This is a genomic window from Bacillus sp. UMB0728 (assembly GCF_002858875.1).
Taxonomy (GTDB): Bacteria; Bacillota; Bacilli; order Bacillales; family Cytobacillaceae; genus Bacillus_AB; species Bacillus_AB infantis.
In genome coordinates this window covers 358965-379556 of record NZ_PKLA01000001.1, presented here as the reverse complement: position 1 = coordinate 379556, position 20592 = coordinate 358965, and the positions used below count along the sequence as shown (strand labels likewise).

Here is a 20592-nt window from a genome sequence, read left to right as displayed (position 1 = left end):
CCCCTGCTGAAAGGCATGGGGGATTTTTTTTCCTCCACTGCCTTTTGTTTCACACAAAATTATATTCCAATAAAACCTCCGCCCTCCTGTCCTTCTTTCACGGACATATTCTGAAACTTCATTGACGCTCATAGGCTTATGATAGATTTTGGCGAAAAGGAGCTGAAAAGATGGACGGTACAGCTGTCTCTTTTAATTCAAGCTTTGATCCATATGTATATCAGGCCGCCCTTTCTTTGATAGGAGATTCTATAACGGTGCAGACAACTCATGGATCAGTAAGGGGCGTCTTGATTAATGCCCTGCCGGACCATCTGGTAGTCAAGTCTGCCAATACACCTTTCTATATCCGCATTCAGCAGATTGTCTGGATATTTCCAGGCTAACAACCCAGTGGAGGGAAAAATATGTTCAAAAGAATAAACAGGCTTGCGATCGAACTCCCTGAGCCGTCTCATGGCGACATGAATGCTGCAGCTGCCGTCCAGGAACTGCTCGGGGGCAAGTTTGGCGAAATGTCTACTCTCAATAACTATATGTTTCAATCCTTTAACTTCCGGAGTAAAAAGAAACTGAAGCCATTTTACGATCTGGTCGCCAGCATCACCGCAGAAGAGTTTGGCCATGTGGAGCTTGTGACAAATGCAATTAATCTGCTCTCGAAAGGAAATACCTTTCCTGGTGATCCGGATATTGCACCTCTGCAGAACGGGAAAGATGCACGGAACACCTATCATTTTATAGCCTCTGCCCAGACAGGTCTTCCCGGCGATTCAATGGGAAGGGCATGGACCGGGGACAATGTGTTCAGCAGCGGCAATCTCGTGCTGGATCTTCTTCATAATTTTTTCCTGGAGGTTGGTGCCAGAACCCATAAAATGCGGGTGTATGAAATGACAGACCATCCTGTTGCCAGAGAAATGATCGGCTATCTTCTGGTAAGGGGAGGTACGCACATATTAGCCTACGCTAAGGCGCTCGATATCGCGACAGGCGTCGACTTAACAAAGATGCTGCCAATTCCCGACTTAAACAATTCCCGTTTTGATGCGGCGCGCAAGTTTGAAGAAAAAGGGCTCAGCAATGTCCTCTATACATGGAGCGACACGGATTTCAAGGGAATAGGACAGATATGGAAAGGGACGAACCCGGAAAACGGCGAGCCATTGAAGGTTATTTACGGCACGCCTGAGGGCGGCCCGGTCCCTGACCTTGATGAGCTTCCGGAAGAATTTGCACCTGGCATTACAAAGGATGACTATGAAAGGATCGCCAAAAGACTGCTGGAGGGACTGTAAAGAAGGCTTAAACAGATTAAAACTGGGAAAACTGACATTATCTTTTTTAGCGTTGGGAGAGGTCATTTTGTTCCTGTTTATAAAAATTCTGGTATTATACCTTGTAACGATCGCAATCATGCGGCTGATGGGGAAGTCTTCCATTGTCCAGATGACACCTTATGACCTTGTCGCCATTATCATTGTCGGCACGGTCGCATCTGAACCCTTGATCAGCACAGAATTCTGGCCTACCCTCGGTTCCCTGGCCATCCTGGTTGTGCTTCATATCTGCTTTTCTTACTTAACCCTGAATCAAATCGGGAACAGGTTCTTTCTGGGTGAGCCTTCTATCCTGATTAAGGATGGAGAAATCATTGAGGATCAGCTGGAAAAAGCGCATTTGTCAGTCTCACAGGTTTTATCAATCCTGCGGAGCAAAGGATTTCCAAAAGTATCTGATGTCGAATACGCTGTACTGGAACCTATCGGGGAAATCAGCGTTATTCCTAAAACGGCAAACACCCCTGTTACTGTCGAGCATCTCAATATTAATATTCAGGATGAAGGCCTGCCTATTTCTGTCATAGTCGACGGAAAGATCCAGCTCAGAAATTTAAAACTGCTGCATCTTACAAAAGAATGGCTGACAAAAAAGCTGGATGAAAACAGCCTTTCAGCTAAAGAGATCCTCTATGCTTTTGTAAATGAGAAGACAAAGACCCTGATTGTCAACAAAAGAGGAAAAGGCAAACTAACGATCAAGGATCACCTCTAACAAGTAAAGGAGCCGCCTTTTTACAGGCAGCTCCTATTTTCATGTTTGTGCTGATTGGGACAATTCACTCCTCAAAACAAATTTCTGCAGCTTTCCGCTTGCATTACGCGGCAGGCTTTCACAGAAGATGTATTTTCTCGGCCGCTTATAATTGGCGAGCCTGCTGCTTTCCTTGCACCAGCTGTCCAATTCTTCCTCTGTAACTGAAGGATCTTTTTTTACAACGAATGCCGTCACAGTCTCTCCCCACCTGTCATTCGGCTGGCCGATGACTGCTGCATCCAGTACTCCGCTATGTTCAAACAGCACATCCTCAATTTCCCTCGGATAGATATTTTCACCGCCGCTGATGATCATATCATCCACCCTGTCCCTTACCCATAGATAGCCTTCTTCATCGAGAGCACCGATGTCGCCTGAATGGTACCATCCTTTATATAAAGCTTTTTCTGTCGCTTCTTCCATATTGTAATAGCCTTTCATCATACTTGGGCCCCTCACGATAATTTCCCCTGACTCCCCTGCCGGGAGGATATGTTCAGGATCTGATGGACCATTATCGTTCGGTCTGACAATCCTGATTTCATGATTCAGGCATGCCTGGCCGGCAGAGCCTGCTTTAGAAAGCTGATCATGCTCAGAAAGGAAGGTGATGGCCGGCCCCATCTCTGTCATTCCGTAAGCCTGGACCAATAAGATCCCAAGCTTCTCCCTGCACAGCTTAACAAGTGCAGGGGCCATCGGGGCCGCCCCGTAAAGGCCAAGCTTCAGGCTGTCCAGGCAGTAAGCCAGCAGATCTTCCTGCAATAGCATATTCCACATTGTAGGGGCGGCAAAAAATTTAGTGACCCCCTCCTCCTCAATCAGCTGAAGCACCTTTTTCGGATTAAACTGATGAAGGATGACATTTCCAGCACCAACATGGATACGGGGAAGAAAGGCGCAATGCAGCTCTGCACAATGAAACATCGGTGCTGTGACCAGCCCTTTATCGGATGGTTCAAGCTTTGTTGCTGCGATCACTGTCATGCTCTGTTCAGCCATATGCCTGTGTGTATGGATCACTCCTTTAGGCCGGCCGGTCGTTCCGCTTGTATACATGATTGCATAATCATCATTTTCGCTGACATCAGCAAAAACAGGGCTGTCAGAGGCTTGAGAGACTTTTTTATCAAAGGAGGCCGCATAGGAAGGCGGTTCGTCATCAATATACCAGAAAGCAGTTGCAGGAAATTGTTCTTCAATAGTGGAAACCACGCTTTCAAGAGCCTTCTCAAAAACAAGAACCTTCGGGCGTGCATCTCTTAGGATATATGCTGTTTCTTCAGCCTGGAGGCGGAAATTGATTGGATTAAAAACGGCCCCGATTTTAGCACAGGCGAAAAAGACTGCCGCCAATTCCTCTGTGTTATATAAAAAAACAGAAACCCTGTCTCCCTTGCTGACACCTTCAGCAGCAAGCGCATGTGCGACCCGGTTGATGCGCATATTCCATTCACTATAAGTGTAACGCCTGTTACTCCTGACATCGTATACGGCCTCTTTTGACGGAAATTTCATTACAGCAAGATCTAAAATCCTTCCTATCGTCACTGTCATTGCGTACCTCCTGAACTTTTTTTTCAGAACCTTTCCAGTCTGTCACAATCGTTCTATGATGGTCGCATTTGCCATTCCATAGCCTTCGCACATCGTCTGCAGCCCGTACCTTCCTCCTGTCCTTTCCAGTTCGGAAATCAGTCCTGCCATGATCCTGGCGCCGCTTGCGCCGAGCGGATGGCCGAGTGCAATGGCTCCGCCATTTGGATTCAGCTTAGCAGGATCGGCTCCAGTCTCCTTCAGCCACGCAAGAGGCACTGAAGCAAAGGCTTCATTCACTTCGAAAATATCAATATCCCGGATTGAGAGCCCTGCTTTTCGCAGCGCCTTTTCCGTTGCAGGAATCGGACCAGTCAGCATAAGTGTCGGATCTGACCCTACAACCGTTCTTGTCAGGATGCGGAACCTCGGACGAAGCCCCAAGCTTTCTGCCCTCTCCCTTGACATGATCAAGAGGGCCGCTGCCCCATCGCTTATCTGGCTGGAATTGCCTGCGTGAATCCTGCCGTTCTCCATGAATGCCGGCTTCAAGGTTCCCAGCAGCTCAAGCGATGTGTCCCTCCGCGGGCCGGAATCCTCTGATGCAACAAGCATTGTCCCATCATCCTGCACCGCCTCGATTGGTGCAATCTCACTTTCAAATCTGCCCTCTGCCTGTGCTTTTAGCGCTTTCTCGTGGCTTTTGAGAGAATATTCATCAAGCTGCTGCCGGGAGAATCCGTATTTTTCTGCGATTCTCTCTGCTGAAAGGCCCTGGTGGATCATCTCATGCTTCCTTTTAAGATTTTCACTTAATTTGGCTCCCTGAAAGCTCGAGCCAATCGGAACACGGGACATGCTCTCCACTCCGCCGGCTATTACGATATCCATATCTCCCGCTAATATGGCCTGCGCTGCAAAATGGACTGCCTGCTGGCTTGAACCGCACTGCCTGTCAATGGAAACACCGGGTACCTCAACAGGGAATCCGGCAATCAAAGAGGCAATCCTCGCTATATCACCGGCCTGCTCCCCGGTTTGGCTGACACAGCCCACAATAACATCATCAACAAAAGAAGGATCGAGGCCCGCCCTCTCAGTCAGCTTATTCAATATGAAAGCAGCCAGCTCATCTGGCCTGATATTCTTCAAAATGCCGTTTTTCTTTCCAATCGGCGTCCGCACAGCTTCAATGATAACAGCTTCCCTCATCCGCCCATCACCTTTCTTTCTCGTGTTTCTAAAGGCCAAGCCCTTTGGCTATGATTGATTTCATGATTTCATTGGTACCGGCATAAATGCTCGCAACCGGGATATCCCTGTACCTTCTCGCAATCTCATATTCTTCCATATAACCATAGCCGCCATGAAGCTGAAGGCATTCAGAAGCTATCCTTCTGGCATTGTCGGTCAGCTTCCATTTAGCCATTGAAACTTTTTGGGTGATATCCTTGCCATGCATATGCTCCCTATTCAGGGTGTCCAGAAAGCTTCTGCCCATTTCGATATCAGTGGCCATTTCTGCCATTTTAAATTGGGTATTCTGAAATTGTCCGACCTGCCTGCCGAAGGCCTCCCTGCTTTTTACGTAAGATAAGGTGAGCTCCAGCATAACTTCTGAAGCAGCTTGTGCGGCTATAGCAACTACAAGCCTTTCCTGCTGCAGCTTTTTCATCATATATTGAAACCCTTTCCCCTCTTCTCCGATCAGATTTTCTTTAGGCACAAGACAGTCTTCAAAAATAAGCTCGGCAGTATCCTGGCAGTGAAGGCCGATTTTATCCAGCTTTCTTCCTCTGGAAAAACCCTCGCATCCCCTTTCAACCGCAAGCAGGCTGATTCCCTTATGTTTGGGGACCGCATGAGTATCCGTCTTGCAGGCAACAATGACCAGATCGGCGTGCATCCCGTTCGTAATGAATGTTTTTTGCCCGTTGAGACGATAATAGTCTCCTTCGTCCACCGCTGTTGTACTAATGCCTGCAAGGTCGGAACCTGCACCAGGCTCTGTCATCGCAATCGCTGTAATGATATCTCCGGCAGCACACTTGGAGAGCCACCGGTTTTTCTGTTTTTCAGAACCAAATTCAGAAAGATATGGAACAGCTATGTCATTATGCAGCCCGATGCCAACCAGCCCTGAACCTACTCTTTCCAATTCTTCATTTATAATGACGGAGAAGCCCCAGTCAGTACCGCTTCCTCCGTATACCTCATCTACATCAGGGCACAGAAACCCCTGCTCCCCCATCTTCCTCCAAAAATCCCTTGGTATAAGCCGCTCTTGCTCCCATTGACTGTAAAAGGGATAGGCCTCCCTCTCCAGAAATTTCTTTAGCGCCTTTCGAAAAATCTGATGTTCCTCTTTAAGAAATCCTGTTGTCTTCTCCATGCCCCTTCCCCCCTTTTGGAAAACGCTTACAAAAATAATTTTATTTCACTTTGGCTGCATGCGGATTGCCCCGTCAAGCCTGATGGTCTCTCCATTGAGCATCGGGTTTTCTATGATGCTCTGTACCAGCATTGCAAATTCTTCTGGAAAGCCAAGACGGCGGGGAAAGGGAACTGTATTTCCAAGTGCAGACTTTGCTTCCACAGGCAAAGAATCAAACATAGGGGTATGAAACAGACCAGGAGCAATCGCCATCACCCTGACGCCGTATTCAGCCAGTTCCCTGGCAATCGGAAGGGTCATGCTTGCCACGCCTCCTTTGGAAGCACTGTAGGCTGCCTGCCCGATCTGCCCTTCAAAGGCAGCAACAGATGAGGTACTGATGATAACTCCTCTTTCCCCTTGTTCATTTGGTTCATTATCCTTCATTTTCTCTGCCGCCAGCCGGATCATATTGAAGGTGCCTGTCAAGTTAACTGATATGACTTTGGAAAATAAATCGAGTTCGTGCACCCCTTTTTTGCCAAGCACCTTTTGAGCAGCAGCAATTCCCGCACAATTGATGCACACATTAATGAAACCCAGTTTCTCAAAGGCCAAATTGACCGCGTCGGAAGCCTGCCGGGCATCAGTTATATCTGCTTTCACAAACAGGGAGCTGCTGCCAAGCTCTTTTTGAATATTAGTTCCATTTTCCTCGTCCATGTCAACGATGCAGACCCGGCCGCCCCTATCCAGTATTCTTCTTGCAGCCGCCTCCCCTAGTCCCGATGCTCCGCCAGTCACAAGGGCACAAATATTTTCCATCTGTATACAACCCCTCCCTTTTTTAAAAGAATATTCTGAATATATAGTTCTAGCTCCCTGCTGCTTTCTCCTTTTTCTTCATTTAAAATATTGCCGTTTCCTCTGTTTAAAGTTACCAAAGGCCGTTCACAAAACTTTTAAAACATTCATAGAGAAGTTCGTGTATAATGAAATGGCTTACACCATCATTACAAACTTTCTGAAAAGGATAGGCTAAATGACCAATAAACGAATAGCTTGGATTACAGACAGCACAGCATTTATCACCAAGGAGCTTGAGCAGCATCAGGATGTTTATGTAATGCCTCTGACCATTGCATTTTCATCGGGCACCTATGAGGATGGAATCGATTTATCCTCTGATGATTTATATATGAAACTAAAAGCTGAAAAAGAAGTTCCGAAAACATCACAGCCTTCTGTCGGCAAATTCGCCGAGCTGTTTGAAAAATTAAAAGCTGATTATGACTGCGCAATCGCTGTCCACATCTCTTCCAAATTGAGCGGAACCCTGAACAGCTGCATGCAGGGCGCAGAGATTGCAGGCTTTCCAGTCGAAACAGTAGACTCAAAAATGATGTCTTACATCATTACCGGACTGCTGAATAAGGGGATCGAGCTTCAATCCAAAGATATGGACTGGAAAGAAATCGCCCGTACACTGAGGCTTGAAGCCAATCAGTATGAGAATTATATCCTGCTGGGCAATCTTGACCAATTCTATAAGGGCGGAAGAATGTCCGGAACTCAGTATCTCCTGGGAAGCATATTAAAGGTAAAGCCGATCATCCACGTTGACCGGAATGGAGAATTCCAGCTTTTTGATAAGGTGCGCTCGGAGAAAAAAGCCATAAGGCGGATGATGGAGCTTCTTGAAGAATCTGCAGAGAAACACAGGATAGAGCAGGTTCAGATCATGCATGGGAATGTCCTTGAAAAGGCAAAGGATATTGAAAAAGAAATTTTATCCAGGTTTCCTCAAATGGGCACCTTCATCGGCGAAATCAGCTCAACAATTGCTGTGCATGCCGGGGAAGGCACGGTTGCAGTCGTCTGGCATTTTGAATAAACACAAAAACCTTCCAACGGGAATCTACTTGTTCGGGAAGGTTTTTTTATATAAGAAGCGAAACTATTAGTATGATATGCAGCAAAGGGAGATGAACGAGATGAGCATTGCAGTAATTTCAGACATTCACGGAAATATCACTGCACTCGATCAGGTGCTTGATTATTTAGAGGAGCGGCAAATTGACAGGATCTTCTGTCTTGGCGATCTCGTCGGTAAAGGGCCGAATTCAAAGAAAGCAATAGAGCGGGTGAAAGAAACTTGTGAGGTTGTTGTTCGCGGAAATTGGGATGACTTTATCCAGAAGCCGGCCGACTTCGCTGAACTGCAGTGGCATCAGGAACAGATTGGCCAGGAAGGAATGGACTATTTAAGCACCCTGCCATTTCACCATGACTTTAAAATGAGCGGAAAGTATGTCAGGCTTTTTCACGCTTCTGCAAAAAGCATCTACCACCGGGTGGTGCCGATGCGCCATCCAATTGAAGAACGCGAGGCTATGTTCGGGCCAAGTGAATTCATTAATGAAGAAAAAAGGGGAATCATTCCTGATGTAGTCGGGTATGGGGATATCCACGCGGCCATGCTGGAGCCGATAGATCCTAAAAAGGTCTTATTCAACACTGGAAGCGTCGGCAATCCGCTTGATGTGCCGGAAGCCTCTTTTGTTATCCTGCATGGTACATATCTTTCAGAGGAGCCTGCACCTTTTTCAATCGAAATGGTCCGCCTTCCTTATGATATTGAAAAAGAAATCAGCATGGCCCGCGAAATGGGCATGCCAAACCTCGAACCCTATGCGCTGGAATTGAGGGAGGCTATTTATAGAGGCAGGCAGAAGGTTTAGGCTGGATCAAGAAATGTCTGCTGGAGCTAAGGGAAGTTTATTCTTGTTGGAATGTAGATATTGAACTCCTTGGCAACAGTCTGGGAAACTATCAAGGTATGGATGTTAAACTTAACAATGTTTTCAAAGAATATAAAAAGAGAATAGGATTGCGAAAAATAAGAGAAACTCTTAGCTTGCAACGATATTACTGCACATAAACTTTAAAAACCCTGTTGCTTGGAGTGGAAGGCACGCAGACTCCTGCGGGATTGCAGCGGCAATGCTGAGACCCCGCAGGAGCTCGCTCCGAGGAGGCTCAGCGCCGCCCCGCGGAAAGCGAAGTGCCTGGAACGGAAAGCAACAGCCCCATCCTAAAAAAAAAACAGACTGTACACAAATAGTATACAGTCCTTACCTTTTTATAAAATCACAGCTCTTCTCACTTCTCCAGCCAGGAATACATATAATTCTCATCCTCATAGTCCCGCGCTTTCTTCACAACCTTCAATGGCCTGAAAGTATCTATCATGACAGCCAGCTCCAGTGTTTCTTTTTTGCCGATGCTTGCCTCTGTCTTCCCCGGGTGCGGCCCATGCGGTATTCCACCGGGGTGAAGGGTGATGGATCCTTCCTTGATCCCTTTTCGGCTCATAAAGTTCCCTTCGACATAATACAAGAGCTCATCACTGTTTACATTGCTGTGGTAATAGGGTGCCGGGATGCTTTCCGGATGATAGTCATATAATCGCGGGACAAATGAGCAGACAACAAAGTTATGCCCTTCAAATGTCTGATGGACTGGCGGCGGCTGGTGGACCCGGCCGGTGATCGGTTCAAAATCGGAAATATTGAAGGCCCATGGGTATAGATACCCGTCCCACCCCTCAACATCAAGCGGATGATGCCCAAGAATATGATCATGAAGATGGCCCCTCGTTTTTGTGACTACCTTATGAGGCCCTCTTTCTGTATAAGTCTCCAGTTTTTCAGGCCCTCTGATATCCCGCTCACAGAACGGGCTGTGCTCAAGCAGCTGTCCATACTCATTCCGGTACCTTTTTGGAGTCGTAATCTGGCTGAATGATTCAACAATAAGAGCCTTAGTTTCTTTTTCAGGAAGAATCCTGAAAATCGTGCCGATCGGAATGACGATGTAGTCCCCTGGCCCATAGCTGACTGTGCCGAACATTGTTTCAAACCGGCCGGTTCCGTAATGGATGTAGTACATCTCATCTCCATCGCTGTTCCGGTAATAATCCTGCATGTTTTCTGAAATATTGGCCGAGGCAATCAGCAGATCATCATTTCCAAGCAGATATTCCCTGGCTTGAAGGGCATCTCCTCTGTGATTAATGTTCTCTGTAAGCAGATGCCGGTGTTTAAGCGCAGCCATCTCCTCATATTCAGGCAGATAGCTTCCTGAGAGGTACACCTCTTCTGTCTCTGTCGGCATATAATGATGATATAAAATCGACTGTGTCCCCGAAAAGCCCTTTGTTCCCATGACTTGCTCCCTGAACAGGGACCCGTCTGCTTTCTTGAACATCGTGTGGCGTTTGTGCGGAATCCTCCCCATTTGCCTGTAGTACAAGCCTGCTCCCCCTTTCAGTCTGTAATCGTATTGAACAGCTTTCCAAGACCAGTTATTTCCAGCTCTACCCTGTCGCCTGGCTTCAGCCAGCGGTGGACATCTTCCCCGAGCTCAAGGATGCAGCCGGTCCCCACTGTACCTGAACCGATCAGCTCTCCCGGGTAAAGTGTGGTATTCTCTGAAGCTTTCTCTATCATTTCATTGAATGAATAATAGATATCCTTAAGATTGCCGTCTGACAGCAGGACGCCGTTCACTTTTGCTGTCATATCCAAATCATAGCCATTTTCCACCCGATAGCTCTCCAGCTCATCCTTTGTCACAATATAAGGGCCGATCGAGGTGGCAAAATCCTTTCCTTTTGCCGGTCCAAGACCGACCTTCATTTCTTTTCTTTGAATATCCCTGGCACTCCAGTCATTTAAGATGCAGTAGCCAAAAATATATCCGTCCGCCTCTTTGGCAGAAATATTTTGGCCTTCTTTGCCGATGATGCAGGCAATTTCCAGTTCATAGTCCAGATTGCTGCAGCCGGCAGGCAAATGAATGGGCTCACCTGTCCCTTTTATGGCAAGGTGATTGGAAAAATAGAAGACCGGCAGCTCATACCATTCTTTTATCATTTCCAGGCCCCTGTTTTCCCGGGCTGTTTTGACATGCTCCTCAAAAGCATAAAAGTCGCGAAAGCTTTTTGGATAAGGAAGCGGAGCCTTCAGTGTTACTTCCTCTATAGGGTAAGCACCGCTGCCCGATTCTTTCCATTCATGATGAGACTCGATCTGCTCCATGAAAAATTGATGATTTTCTATAAATGCCAATAATGTTTTTGGCAGGATTCCCTTTGAAGCTTCATACATATCTATTGCAGCAGTGCCCTCCAGCCAGCCGGACCGGACCGATCCATCCTGCTTTTGAAAGGTTATGAACTTCATTCCATCACCCCGGATCTGATTTTCTGATAATCTCGAAAGCATCTGCAAGCGGGCCAGTATACATATGCCCCGCCAGCCTTCCAACCGGATCCAGCTTTTCAGTATCGATTTTCCCATTATGATACAAATCATCATTCACCTGCACATGTTCAACCCTGCCAATCACCAGGCTCCCGGACCCCGGACCGTCTCCAAAGTGCAGGAGCTGATGGACTGTGCATTCAAGATGGACTTGGGAACGCTTGATTCTCGGCGGCTTGACATATGTGCTTTTTTCCTGCTCCAGCCCCGCCTGTTCCAGTTCATTTACTTCACGGGCATAATCGGCTGCACATATATTCATTTTCTCTGCCATGCTTCTGCTTACTATATTGATGACAAACTCCCCGGTTTCTTCAATGTTAAGAAGTGTATCTTTCTTTTTTCCGTCAGTCCCCTTTCGCATAGGTGAAAAGCAAATGAGAAGCGGATCCGCACATATGGCTGTAAAAAAGCTGAAAGGTGCTGCATTGACGGTGCCGCTATGATCTATGGTGGTCACAAAGGCAATTGGACGGGGAAGAATGGAGCCTGACAGGATTTTATACCCCTCCTGCCAGGAGAGGGAAGACACAGGGATTTCCATTTTTTACACCCTCTTCCCGCTCACGGCCTGGCCGATAGCTTCCAGGACTGCATCATTATCTTCCTCCGTACCGATTGTTAGTCTGATAGCCTCTTCTGGAAAGTGTTTATGAGAAAATTTCCTGACGATGATGCCTGACTCCAGTAGCATTTCAGCAAGCGGCCCTAGAATAAAAAGAAAATTGGATTCAGAGGCAAAACACTTGAATCCCAGCTCTTCAATCCGGCAGCGCATTCTTTCCCTTTCCGTTCTATTCTTTTCTGCACACATCTGTACAAAATACTGGTCCTTCAGCGCTGCAATGGCTGCGGCCTGGGATAGGGCATTCACATTGAATACCTCCCGCACTTTGTCCAGCTCTGCTATGATCGATGGATGCATCATCCCATATCCTGCCCGGAGCGCTGCAAGCCCGTATGCTTTTGAAAATGTCCTCAATATTGCAAGGTTATCGTGGAAGGTCAGCAGCTTTTCTGCCTCTGTCCTTTTTTCATGGTTCATATATTCATAATAGGCTTCATCCAGTACGATAAGTATATGTGCCGGTACAGAAGCGATGAATTGCTGGATAGCCTCTTTGCTTACTGCTGTACCGGACGGGTTGTTCGGATTACAGATAAAGATCATTTTGGTGCTTGGGCCTATGCGGCCTGCCATCTCCACAAGATCATGTACTCCATCCTTGAGCGGGACTTCAACAGCCTTTCCGCCTTCAATCACTACATTTGCCTTATATCTCGGAAAGGTAAGGTCTGCCATGATCGCTTCATCGCCTGCGTGGATATAGGCTCTTGCCAGAAGCCTGATGATTTCCTCAGAACCGTTTCCTATTGCAATATACTCAGGAGGAAGCTTGAGGAATTTGCCCAATGTCCGTTTGATTGCTGAACATGAACCATCAGGGTAGCGGGAGAGGTTCCCGGACTGTTCCGTTAAAGCGCGGCCGACAAGCTGTGAGCATCCATAGGCATTTTCATTATCTGCGAGACTTCTGACGAAGGAGAGCTTATATTTTTCCTTTACCTGTTCTGCAGTCATCCCCAAAGGGTAAGGAGTAATCCCCCTGATGCTTTCCTTCGTTAAGATCCGATCCACAGGAGAACCCCCTTTCTGTGTATGCGGTTTATAGGTTTCCGCGTCTTTCCTGCTCTCTTTCGATCGACTCGAACAGCGCCTTGAAATTGCCTTCTCCAAACCCTCTTGCTCCTTTGCGCTGGATGATTTCGATGAATAAAGTCGGCCTGTCGACGATCGGCTTTGTAAAAATCTGCAGCAGATAGCCTTCATCATCCCTGTCTACAAGAATGCTCAGCTCTTTCAGCTTATCAATCTCTTCGTCTATTTTGCCGACCCTCTCAGACAGCATTTCATAATAGGAAGAAGGAGTGTCAAGGAACTCTACTCCATTTTTTCTGAGGATAGAAACCGTCTGGACAATATCCTCTGTCAGGATGGCGAGATGCTGCACGCCTGCCCCATTATAGAATTCCAGGAACTCCTGGATCTGCGATTTCCTCTTGCCTTCCGCCGGTTCATTGATGGGGAACTTGATTCTTCCGCCGTTATGCATCACTTTAGACATGAGTGCGGAATATTCTGTGCTGATATCAGAATCGGTGAAATGCTTCATTTCCTTGAATCCCATGACATTGGCGTAATAGTTCACCCATTCTTCCATTTCTTCCACATTTCCGACTACATGATCGATGCCAATGAATCCGGCATCCTCGAATGGGGCCTTTGTTTCGTAGGGCTCATATCCCGGCATAAAGGCACCCTTATAATCATTCCGTTCCACCAGTGTGTGTATGGTATCTCCATATGTACCAATTACCGCCTTCTTCAGCTTGCCGTGTTCATCCTCCAGCTCAAATGGCGGAATCAGTTCTATTGCCCCTCGCTCTATTGCACCTTTGTAAGCACTTACAACATCATCAACCGCAAGGGCGATATCCTTGACGCCGTCGCCGTGCTTCTTCACAAATGCAGCCACCTTTGTTTCCTCTGTTAGCGACCCAGTCACTACCAGCCTGATTTTACGCTGCTGAAGTACATACGACACCGTTTCCCTGTTTCCTGTCTCAAGTCCGGAATAAGCGACAGGCTTGAACCCAAAGCATGTGCAGAGATAATGGCTGGCCTGTTTGGCATTCCCTGTATAGATTTCAAGATAATCGACTTCCTTGACTGGAAAAATTTCCTCTGCCTTTTGTGATGGCGAAACAGTTCTTTGTTCCATATTAACCCCTCCAAATATTTTAATTTTCAGACTTATCTTAAAATATTTCTTTTCCTCCTAGCAAGAGCGCTGTGTGAAGCATTGCTGCTGTAAAGCAGCTCTTATGTTTTCGCTTTTTCCCTCGCAGGGAGATGGATGCTTCTCGCTTTAACAGACTCCACCGCTTCCAGCAGGGCTTCGGCTGAGCTTGGATGGGCATACACGGGGAACAGCATATCTTCTTCCCTTGCAGCCATTTCAAGCAGCGAGACACCGGCATGTATCAGTTCCTGTGCACCTTCCCCTATCATATGGACCCCTAAAAGAAAGCCGGTTTCCTTTTCAAAAATTACTTTGGCCATTCCTTCCCTGCTCCCCTTCACACTTGCATAGCCCAAAGAAGAAAAAGGAAAGGTGCCTGCTTCTATTTTATAACCCGCTTCCAGTGCCTCTTGCTCGGTCAGGCCTGTATAAGCAATAGGAGGCTGGGTATGGACGACAGCCGGGGCGAAGCGGAAATCAGCTTCCGTTTTCAAGCCTGCAATTATTTCAGCTGCTGCCTTTCCCTGTCTGATCGCCTTTGAAGCGAGAGGCGGTCCATCCACGACGTCCCCTGCAGCAAAGATATGGCTGACAGATGTTTTCCCTTGCTGGTCTATCCTAATAAAACCGGCTGAGTCTATCTCCACCCCCGCTCTTTCAAGCCCCAGGTTCGCAGTATTGGGCCGGAATCCGGCTGATGCTAAGAAACAGCTTCCTTCCAGCTGGTTAATTTCTCCGCCCGCCTCATAGATAATCCTGACCCCCGACTGGTTCTCTTCCGCAGACAGCAGCTTTGCCCCGCGGTAGACTTTGATTCTATTTTTCTTTAAAATTCTGCTGAGCTCCCTATTTATGCTCTCATCAAATCCAAAATCCTCTTTTTCCTGATCCAGCATAATCGATGCCTTGGCACCGAAAGCCTGAAAGCTCATAGCCAGCTCCAAGGCTATATAGCCGCTACCGTAAATGATGAACTCATCAGGAAGCTTCTCCATTGAAAATACAGACCAGCAGTCCAAAAGCTTTTCTGAACGCGGTGAGATTCCGGATGGCCATACTGGTGTGCTTCCTGTTGCTATGAGGCAGTGTTTGAAACGGAATACCTGATACGATTCTCCATTTTCAATGCCCACCCGGTCAGATGAAAGAAAAAAGGCATTCCCTCTCACAATTTCTATTTCATTGCTTTTGCACAGCTCTTCAACACCCTTTTTCAGCTGTGCTGTTTTCCGGTCTTTTACATCAATAAGCTTTTCCAGCTGGAAAGCGGAAAAAGACAGTTCGATCCCGTATTCACCCGCAGCCTTTATCTTCCTGATCCGGTCAGCTGCTTCAGTATATAGCTTGGAAGGAATGCATCCCTTATGGAGGCACACACCGCCAAGGTCCGCTTTTTCAATCAGTGTCACCTTTCTGCCAAGCTGTGCCGCCCTGATGGCTGCCTGATAGCCGCCAGGTCCCCCTCCAATGATAACAACGTCCTTTTCATAAGCCAGTTCCCCTACAACCATTAGACCAGCTCCAATAACATCAGTTTTGGATTTTCGATCAGTTCTGAAAAATGGTTCGTAAAACCGACAGCAGCAGCGCCATCTGCTATCCTGTGATCAAATGACATGGAAAGCTTCATGATGGAGCGGATGACAATCTGATCGTCATTATCGACCACCGGCATTTTCTTCGTCTTATGCAAGGATATAATGCTTGTCTGCGGGTGGAGGATGATCGGGGTTGCGCCGGTGCTGCCGTTCAGCGGCCCGACATTGCTTACTGTGAAAGTGCCTCCGGCCGTTTCCTTTGGCATCAGGCTGCCATCCAGCGCCTTCCTCGTCAAATGCTGCAGATCCAAAGCAATTTCGGCAATCGTCTTTTCCTCCACATTCCTTATGACAGGCACGACCAGCCCTTCCTGAGCATTGACGGCAACACCAATATGGTGCTCGGGCAGCAAATGGATCAGTCCAGCCTTCTCATCAAGCCTGCTGTTGAAAACAGGGAAGCGTTTAAGAGCCATTGATAAAGCTTTTATATAAAAAGCTGTGGCTGTCACTGGTTTTTCCTTTTTTTTGAGCTCTTCCCGGAAAACGGAAAGTTCTGTTACATCCACGTCCTCAAAATGGGTGCAGTGGGGAATAAGGGAAAGCGACTGAACCATTTTCTCGGCGGTCTTTTTCCGTCTTCCGGAGTAAGAGATGCTAGTACTGTTGGCAGCTGTATAATTCTCTGTATCTTTTTTAATCTCTTGAGGAGATGCTTCTTCTCTGATACTTTTATTTCCCTGCCCTGCCATCCTGAAAATATCCTCGTCAACCACTCTTCCGCCAGGACCTGATCCCTCAATATCTTCTATATTTATATCATTCTCTCTTGCCAGCTTCCTTGTGTAAGGGGAGGCAAGAATTCTTTTCGGCATTTTCCTGTTATTCTTTCCTGCTGCTTCCGGGCTGTTTTCAGGCTCCAGCAGAAGCAGGACAGCTCCAACCGCTACCGTTTCCCCTGGTTTTACGATGAACTCACGTACAATGCCGGCTCTGGGCGCAGGTATTTCTGCTGTCATTTTATCGGTCTGAACCTCGACCAGGGGCTCATCCTCGCTCACAAAATCACCCTGTTTTACAAGGAAACAATTGATTTCTGCTTCTGACATCCCTTCCCCGATATCATATAGCTTCACTTCCATCTTATAAAAACACCTCCTCATAAAAGTTCAGTTGATCGCTTAGAAGGTCCAGACTTTTTCAATCGCTTTGCAGACCCGGTCAGACGTCGGCAGATAATGGTCTTCAAAACCGAAATATGGAACAGGAGCATCAAATCCTGCAACCAATTCGGCAGGTGCTTTTTGGTATAAAAAGGAGGTATCATTGATAATCCCCAGAACATCCTTGCCGACTGAGGTTGAAGCATGAGCCTCCTGGACGATGACCGTGCGTCCTGTTTTTTGCACCGATTCCGCAATAATATCCTTATCCAGCGGATACAGGGTGCGGAGGTCAATTACGTCACATGAAATCCCTTTTTCCTTCATTGCCTCAGCCGCCTTCAAGGCAATCGGCACCATGGCTCCCCAGGCGATGACAGTCACATCATCTCCGTCCACCAATTTATTGCCTTTGCCGATTTCGATGGTATACCTTCCCTCCGGCACCTCAGCACGCAGTGACCGATAGCTTTTCATCGGCTCTAAAAACAGGACTGGGTCAGGATCCTCGATTGCGGCAATCAAAAGCCCTTTAGCATCAGCCGGGCTGGACGGACAGACGACTTTGATGCCAGGCATATGGGTGAAAAGCGCCTCTGTGCTGTCGCAGTGGATTTCCGGGGCCCTGACACCTGCACCATATGGGGCCCTTATCACGAGAGGGACGGTATAATGCCCCATCGTTCTCATGCGGAGCCGGGAAGCATGTGTCATGATTTGCTCAAAGGCAGGATAGATAAAGCCCAGAAACTGAATTTCTGCCACCGGCCTGAATCCGTTGACGGCCAATCCGATGCTTGCGCCGATGAATCCTGCTTCACTCAGCGGGGTGTCCATAACCCTCTCTTCCCCATACTTTTCCTGAAGGCCTTCCGTTGCCCGGAACACCCCTCCATTTTTCCCGATATCCTCTCCAAGCACCAGAAGGTCATCATTTTCTGCCAGCATGATATCAAGAGCTTCATTGACCGCCTGTACAAGTGTCTTGGTACTGGTCTTGACTGCAGTTTCCATGATTAAACACCCCCAAGCTGAGATAGATATTTGTCCTTCTGTTCCTTAAGCGGCCATATCAGCTCAGCAAACACATGGTCAAAAATATCAGCGGGATCTGCAGGCGGGAACGCCTCCATTTCTGCAATGGCCTCATCAATTTCAGCGGAAGCTTCCTCTTCCATTCCCTTTGTCCGGCTTTCCTCATACAGCCCCTGATTTTTCATCCACCGTTCAAGTCTCAGGATAGGATCGATTTTTTCTCTCAAAGAGCTGCTTTCCTGCTGGTCCCTGTATTTGGCGGGATCATCTGCTGTGGTATGGGCCCCGTATCTCCATGTTACCGCCTCTATCAGAGTCGGCCCTCCGCCTTCCCTGGCCCTTTCAAGTGCTTTTTTTGTCTCATTGTAGACAGCAAATACATCATTTCCATCAACCCGGACGCCTGGGATATCATATGCCAGGCTTTTCTGGGCAATTGTCTTGGTATTCATCTGCTTTGAGAGCGGAACGGAAATCGCATATTGATTGTTTTGATTGAAAAAGACGACAGGCGCCTTAACGATGCTGGCAAAATTGAGACCCTCATGAAAATCTCCTTCAGACGTCGCCCCGTCACCAAAATAAACAATAGCCGCTTTTTTCGTTCCTTTAAGTTTTTCCGCATATGCCGCCCCGGCTGCATGGGGAATCTGAGTGGCGATCGGAATTGCTGGAGGGAAGATATTCTTTCCTTCAGGAGGGATGCACCCTTCATTTCGTCCGTTCCAGAATAGCAGCACGTTTCTCATTGAATGCCCGAAAGCCAAAGCTGCACCATGGTCCCGATAGGTAGGGAACATCCAATCCGATTCTTCGAGCGCCATCGCGCTCCCTATCTGGGCAGCTTCCTGGCCTTCAAACGGGGCATATGTCCCTATCCTTCCCTGGCGCTGCAGGCTGACCGCTTTCCGGTCAAAGATCCTGATCCGGACAAGCTGCCTGTAGAACTCCAGAGCAAGCTTGTGGTCCGGGGTGATCCCTGCAGTACCGGATATTTCGTTTCCGTTTTCATCAATTATCCTATTGATTGGAAATTGGCTCTCCATCCTCTCACCCTTTGCAATAAAGTCATTAATACAGTTATGTCCGGACTGCCCATTTCGGCCGCTTCATATGGGAAAAAAAGCTGTTCCTCCTTGTTCTTGCTTCAATCCGCTGCTCACAGAACTGGTTGGCAGCCTCAATGGTCGTGATACCTTCTGCTGCAGAATAGTCGTACACATTAAGCAGCGCACTATATATCGCCTTCGTTTTCCGGAGGACCCTTTCTTTATTTGGAGAATACAGCTCATCTGCCACCTGGATAAGGCCGCCTGCATTAACAATATAGTCCGGTGCATAAAGGATCCCTTTTTGCTGGAGCATGCCGCCATGCCTTAATTCAAGCAGCTGATTGTTGGCTGATCCGGCAACCGCCCTGACCCGCAGCCGCTCAATCGTCTCATCGTTTAGGATACCTCCCAAAGCACAGGGTACAAAGACATCTGCATCTGCTCGAAAAATGTCATTACTGCTGACAGCTTTAAGACCCGCCCCCATTTTTCCCGCTTTTACCACCAGCTCATTGATGGCTTTCTCGTTGATGTCTGCAACATATAGATCAGCGCCTTCCTCCAGCAGCCTTTCAGCCACTTTGAACCCGACCTTGCCGAGTCCCTGAATGCTGTAGGACCGTCCGCCAAGGGCCGATGTTCCATATAGAACCTGGTTTGTAGCTTTAAGCCCATAGATTACTCCTTGGGCAGTTGGAACAGAAGAGTCCCCGCTTCCCCCATATTCTTCGTCTGCACCGACAATGCAATTGGTTTCCTTCATAGCGTGGACAAAGTCTTCAGGAGTGGTTCCCATATCTGTGCCTGTGTAGAACCTTCCATTCAAAGATTCAACGAACTGTCCAAATGCCCTGAAAAGCTCTGGCGTTTTATCCTTTGAAGGATCGCCGATGATGACAGCCTTCCCTCCGCCAAAATCGACGTCTGCTGCAGCGCACTTATAGGTCATCCCCTTGGACAGACGCAGTACATCTTCGAGTGCTGCGTCTGCAGAAGGATAGGGAAACATCCTGCAGCCGCCCAGGGCCGGGCCGAGCCTTGTGCTATGGATTGCAATGATTGCCTTAAGTCCTGTTGCTTCGTCATTGCAGAACACCACCTGTTCGTGCTCGCGGATCGTATTAAACATATCCATCGTCTCTCATCCCCCTCTTAATGTTAGCGCTTTCATTTAATGATGCATAAAAGCTTTAGTCCAGCTGGATCTTCTCTGAAAATCTTTTAATCCTGCTTCGCGGAAGGATTGCCTGTGTGACTTCCCCCTCGCCAATCACTTCATTACCATGTAAAGCCTTGACGGATGTGCAAATTAAATTCCGTTCCAGCCTGATGACCTCCGCAGCAATATTCAGCAGGCTTCCTTCTGCAGCCGGTGCAAGATGTCTGATTGAAACGGCTGTCCCCATCCCTTCTTCATCTTCTTCTAAGAAGGGGAGGATTACTTTTCTTGATGCCCACTCCATATAATAGACCATGCTGGCTGTGGAAAAGAGCGGGTGGACAACCTCACCGCCAAATTGTGCAAACATTTCATGTCCGACTGTCAGCTGTATGGATGCAGCCGCTCCTTTATTTAAACCCTGCTTCACTAAACAACACCCTTAAATATGTATGACGTATTTTTAACGTTATAATAACATTTTGACAAATTAATAGTCAATCAATT

Annotated in this window: 20 protein-coding genes; 5 read left to right on the top strand and 15 right to left on the bottom strand. The window is 47.6% G+C overall.

Annotated features, from left to right (window positions below):
* The first annotated feature begins 170 nt into the window (after positions 1–170).
* The 3 genes from CYJ37_RS01860 to CYJ37_RS01850 all read left to right on the top strand — a co-directional run bounded on the left by CYJ37_RS01860 (position 171) and on the right by CYJ37_RS01850 (position 2055).
* The gene (locus CYJ37_RS01860) at positions 171–386 is read left to right on the top strand and encodes a YuzF family protein (RefSeq protein ID WP_101547682.1); all 216 of its coding nucleotides are present in this window, start codon (positions 171–173) and stop codon (positions 384–386) included.
* 21 nt (positions 387–407) lie between these two features.
* The gene (locus tag CYJ37_RS01855; protein WP_101547681.1) at positions 408–1298 is read left to right on the top strand and encodes a manganese catalase family protein; all 891 of its coding nucleotides are present in this window, start codon (positions 408–410) and stop codon (positions 1296–1298) included.
* 67 nt (positions 1299–1365) lie between these two features.
* On the top strand, positions 1366–2055 hold the full coding sequence (locus CYJ37_RS01850; RefSeq protein WP_101547680.1) for a DUF421 domain-containing protein: 690 nt from the start codon (positions 1366–1368) through the stop codon (positions 2053–2055).
* A 39-nt stretch (positions 2056–2094) separates the two neighbouring features.
* Here CYJ37_RS01850 and CYJ37_RS01845 read toward each other — a convergent pair whose 3' ends face one another.
* From CYJ37_RS01845 to CYJ37_RS01830, 4 genes are read right to left on the bottom strand one after another with little or no spacing between them, the layout of a single operon-like run.
* Positions 2095–3654, bottom strand: a complete 1560-nt coding sequence (locus CYJ37_RS01845; protein WP_101547679.1) for a fatty acid--CoA ligase — start codon at positions 3652–3654, stop codon at positions 2095–2097.
* Between the two features lie 42 nt (positions 3655–3696).
* The gene (locus CYJ37_RS01840) at positions 3697–4845 is read right to left on the bottom strand and encodes a thiolase family protein (protein ID WP_101547678.1); all 1149 of its coding nucleotides are present in this window, start codon (positions 4843–4845) and stop codon (positions 3697–3699) included.
* A 28-nt stretch (positions 4846–4873) separates the two neighbouring features.
* The gene (locus CYJ37_RS01835; RefSeq protein ID WP_101547677.1) at positions 4874–6025 is read right to left on the bottom strand and encodes an acyl-CoA dehydrogenase family protein; all 1152 of its coding nucleotides are present in this window, start codon (positions 6023–6025) and stop codon (positions 4874–4876) included.
* A gap of 45 nt (positions 6026–6070) precedes the next feature.
* Positions 6071–6838 (bottom strand): 3-hydroxyacyl-CoA dehydrogenase, encoded by a 768-nt coding sequence (locus CYJ37_RS01830; RefSeq protein ID WP_101547676.1) that lies wholly within the window; start codon positions 6836–6838, stop codon positions 6071–6073.
* 211 nt (positions 6839–7049) lie between these two features.
* On the opposite strand from CYJ37_RS01830, the gene CYJ37_RS01825 reads away from it, so the two are divergent.
* Positions 7050–7901 carry a DegV family protein gene (locus tag CYJ37_RS01825; RefSeq protein ID WP_101547675.1) on the top strand — a complete coding sequence of 284 codons (852 nt, stop codon included), beginning with the start codon at positions 7050–7052 and terminating at the stop codon, positions 7899–7901.
* Between the two features lie 100 nt (positions 7902–8001).
* Complete coding sequence (locus CYJ37_RS01820) at positions 8002–8748, top strand: metallophosphoesterase family protein (protein WP_101547674.1); 747 nt, start codon at positions 8002–8004, stop codon at positions 8746–8748.
* 421 nt (positions 8749–9169) lie between these two features.
* Here CYJ37_RS01820 and CYJ37_RS01815 read toward each other — a convergent pair whose 3' ends face one another.
* The 11 genes from CYJ37_RS01815 to CYJ37_RS01765 all read right to left on the bottom strand — a co-directional run bounded on the left by CYJ37_RS01815 (position 9170) and on the right by CYJ37_RS01765 (position 20515).
* Positions 9170–10306: a homogentisate 1,2-dioxygenase gene (locus CYJ37_RS01815; protein ID WP_180827256.1), complete on the bottom strand. Its 1137-nt coding sequence runs from the start codon at positions 10304–10306 to the stop codon at positions 9170–9172.
* A gap of 29 nt (positions 10307–10335) precedes the next feature.
* Positions 10336–11253 (bottom strand): fumarylacetoacetate hydrolase family protein, encoded by a 918-nt coding sequence (locus CYJ37_RS01810; protein WP_101547672.1) that lies wholly within the window; start codon positions 11251–11253, stop codon positions 10336–10338.
* A gap of 4 nt (positions 11254–11257) precedes the next feature.
* Positions 11258–11878, bottom strand: a complete 621-nt coding sequence (locus CYJ37_RS01805) for a flavin reductase family protein (protein ID WP_101547671.1) — start codon at positions 11876–11878, stop codon at positions 11258–11260.
* A 3-nt stretch (positions 11879–11881) separates the two neighbouring features.
* The gene (gene hisC, locus CYJ37_RS01800; RefSeq protein ID WP_257964154.1) at positions 11882–12973 is read right to left on the bottom strand and encodes a histidinol-phosphate transaminase; all 1092 of its coding nucleotides are present in this window, start codon (positions 12971–12973) and stop codon (positions 11882–11884) included.
* A gap of 28 nt (positions 12974–13001) precedes the next feature.
* Positions 13002–14117: a 4-hydroxyphenylpyruvate dioxygenase gene (gene hppD, locus CYJ37_RS01795; RefSeq protein WP_101547670.1), complete on the bottom strand. Its 1116-nt coding sequence runs from the start codon at positions 14115–14117 to the stop codon at positions 13002–13004.
* Positions 14118–14218: 101 nt separating this feature from the next.
* Positions 14219–15649, bottom strand: coding sequence for a dihydrolipoyl dehydrogenase (gene lpdA / locus CYJ37_RS01790; RefSeq protein ID WP_101547669.1), 1431 nt, complete (start codon positions 15647–15649; stop codon positions 14219–14221).
* Positions 15649–16818 (bottom strand): dihydrolipoamide acetyltransferase family protein, encoded by a 1170-nt coding sequence (locus CYJ37_RS01785; protein ID WP_101547668.1) that lies wholly within the window; start codon positions 16816–16818, stop codon positions 15649–15651. Before CYJ37_RS01785 ends, lpdA begins: the two co-directional genes overlap by 1 nt.
* 39 nt (positions 16819–16857) lie before the next feature.
* Complete coding sequence (locus CYJ37_RS01780) at positions 16858–17853, bottom strand: alpha-ketoacid dehydrogenase subunit beta (RefSeq protein ID WP_101547667.1); 996 nt, start codon at positions 17851–17853, stop codon at positions 16858–16860.
* A 2-nt stretch (positions 17854–17855) separates the two neighbouring features.
* Positions 17856–18920, bottom strand: coding sequence for a pyruvate dehydrogenase (acetyl-transferring) E1 component subunit alpha (gene pdhA / locus CYJ37_RS01775; protein ID WP_101547666.1), 1065 nt, complete (start codon positions 18918–18920; stop codon positions 17856–17858).
* Positions 18921–18954: 34 nt separating this feature from the next.
* A complete protein-coding gene (locus CYJ37_RS01770; protein ID WP_101547665.1) occupies positions 18955–20061 on the bottom strand; it encodes a Leu/Phe/Val dehydrogenase in 1107 nt (368 codons plus the stop codon).
* Positions 20062–20116: 55 nt separating this feature from the next.
* Positions 20117–20515, bottom strand: a complete 399-nt coding sequence (locus tag CYJ37_RS01765; RefSeq protein ID WP_180827226.1) for a thioesterase family protein — start codon at positions 20513–20515, stop codon at positions 20117–20119.
* Between the last annotated feature and the right edge of the window lie 77 nt (positions 20516–20592).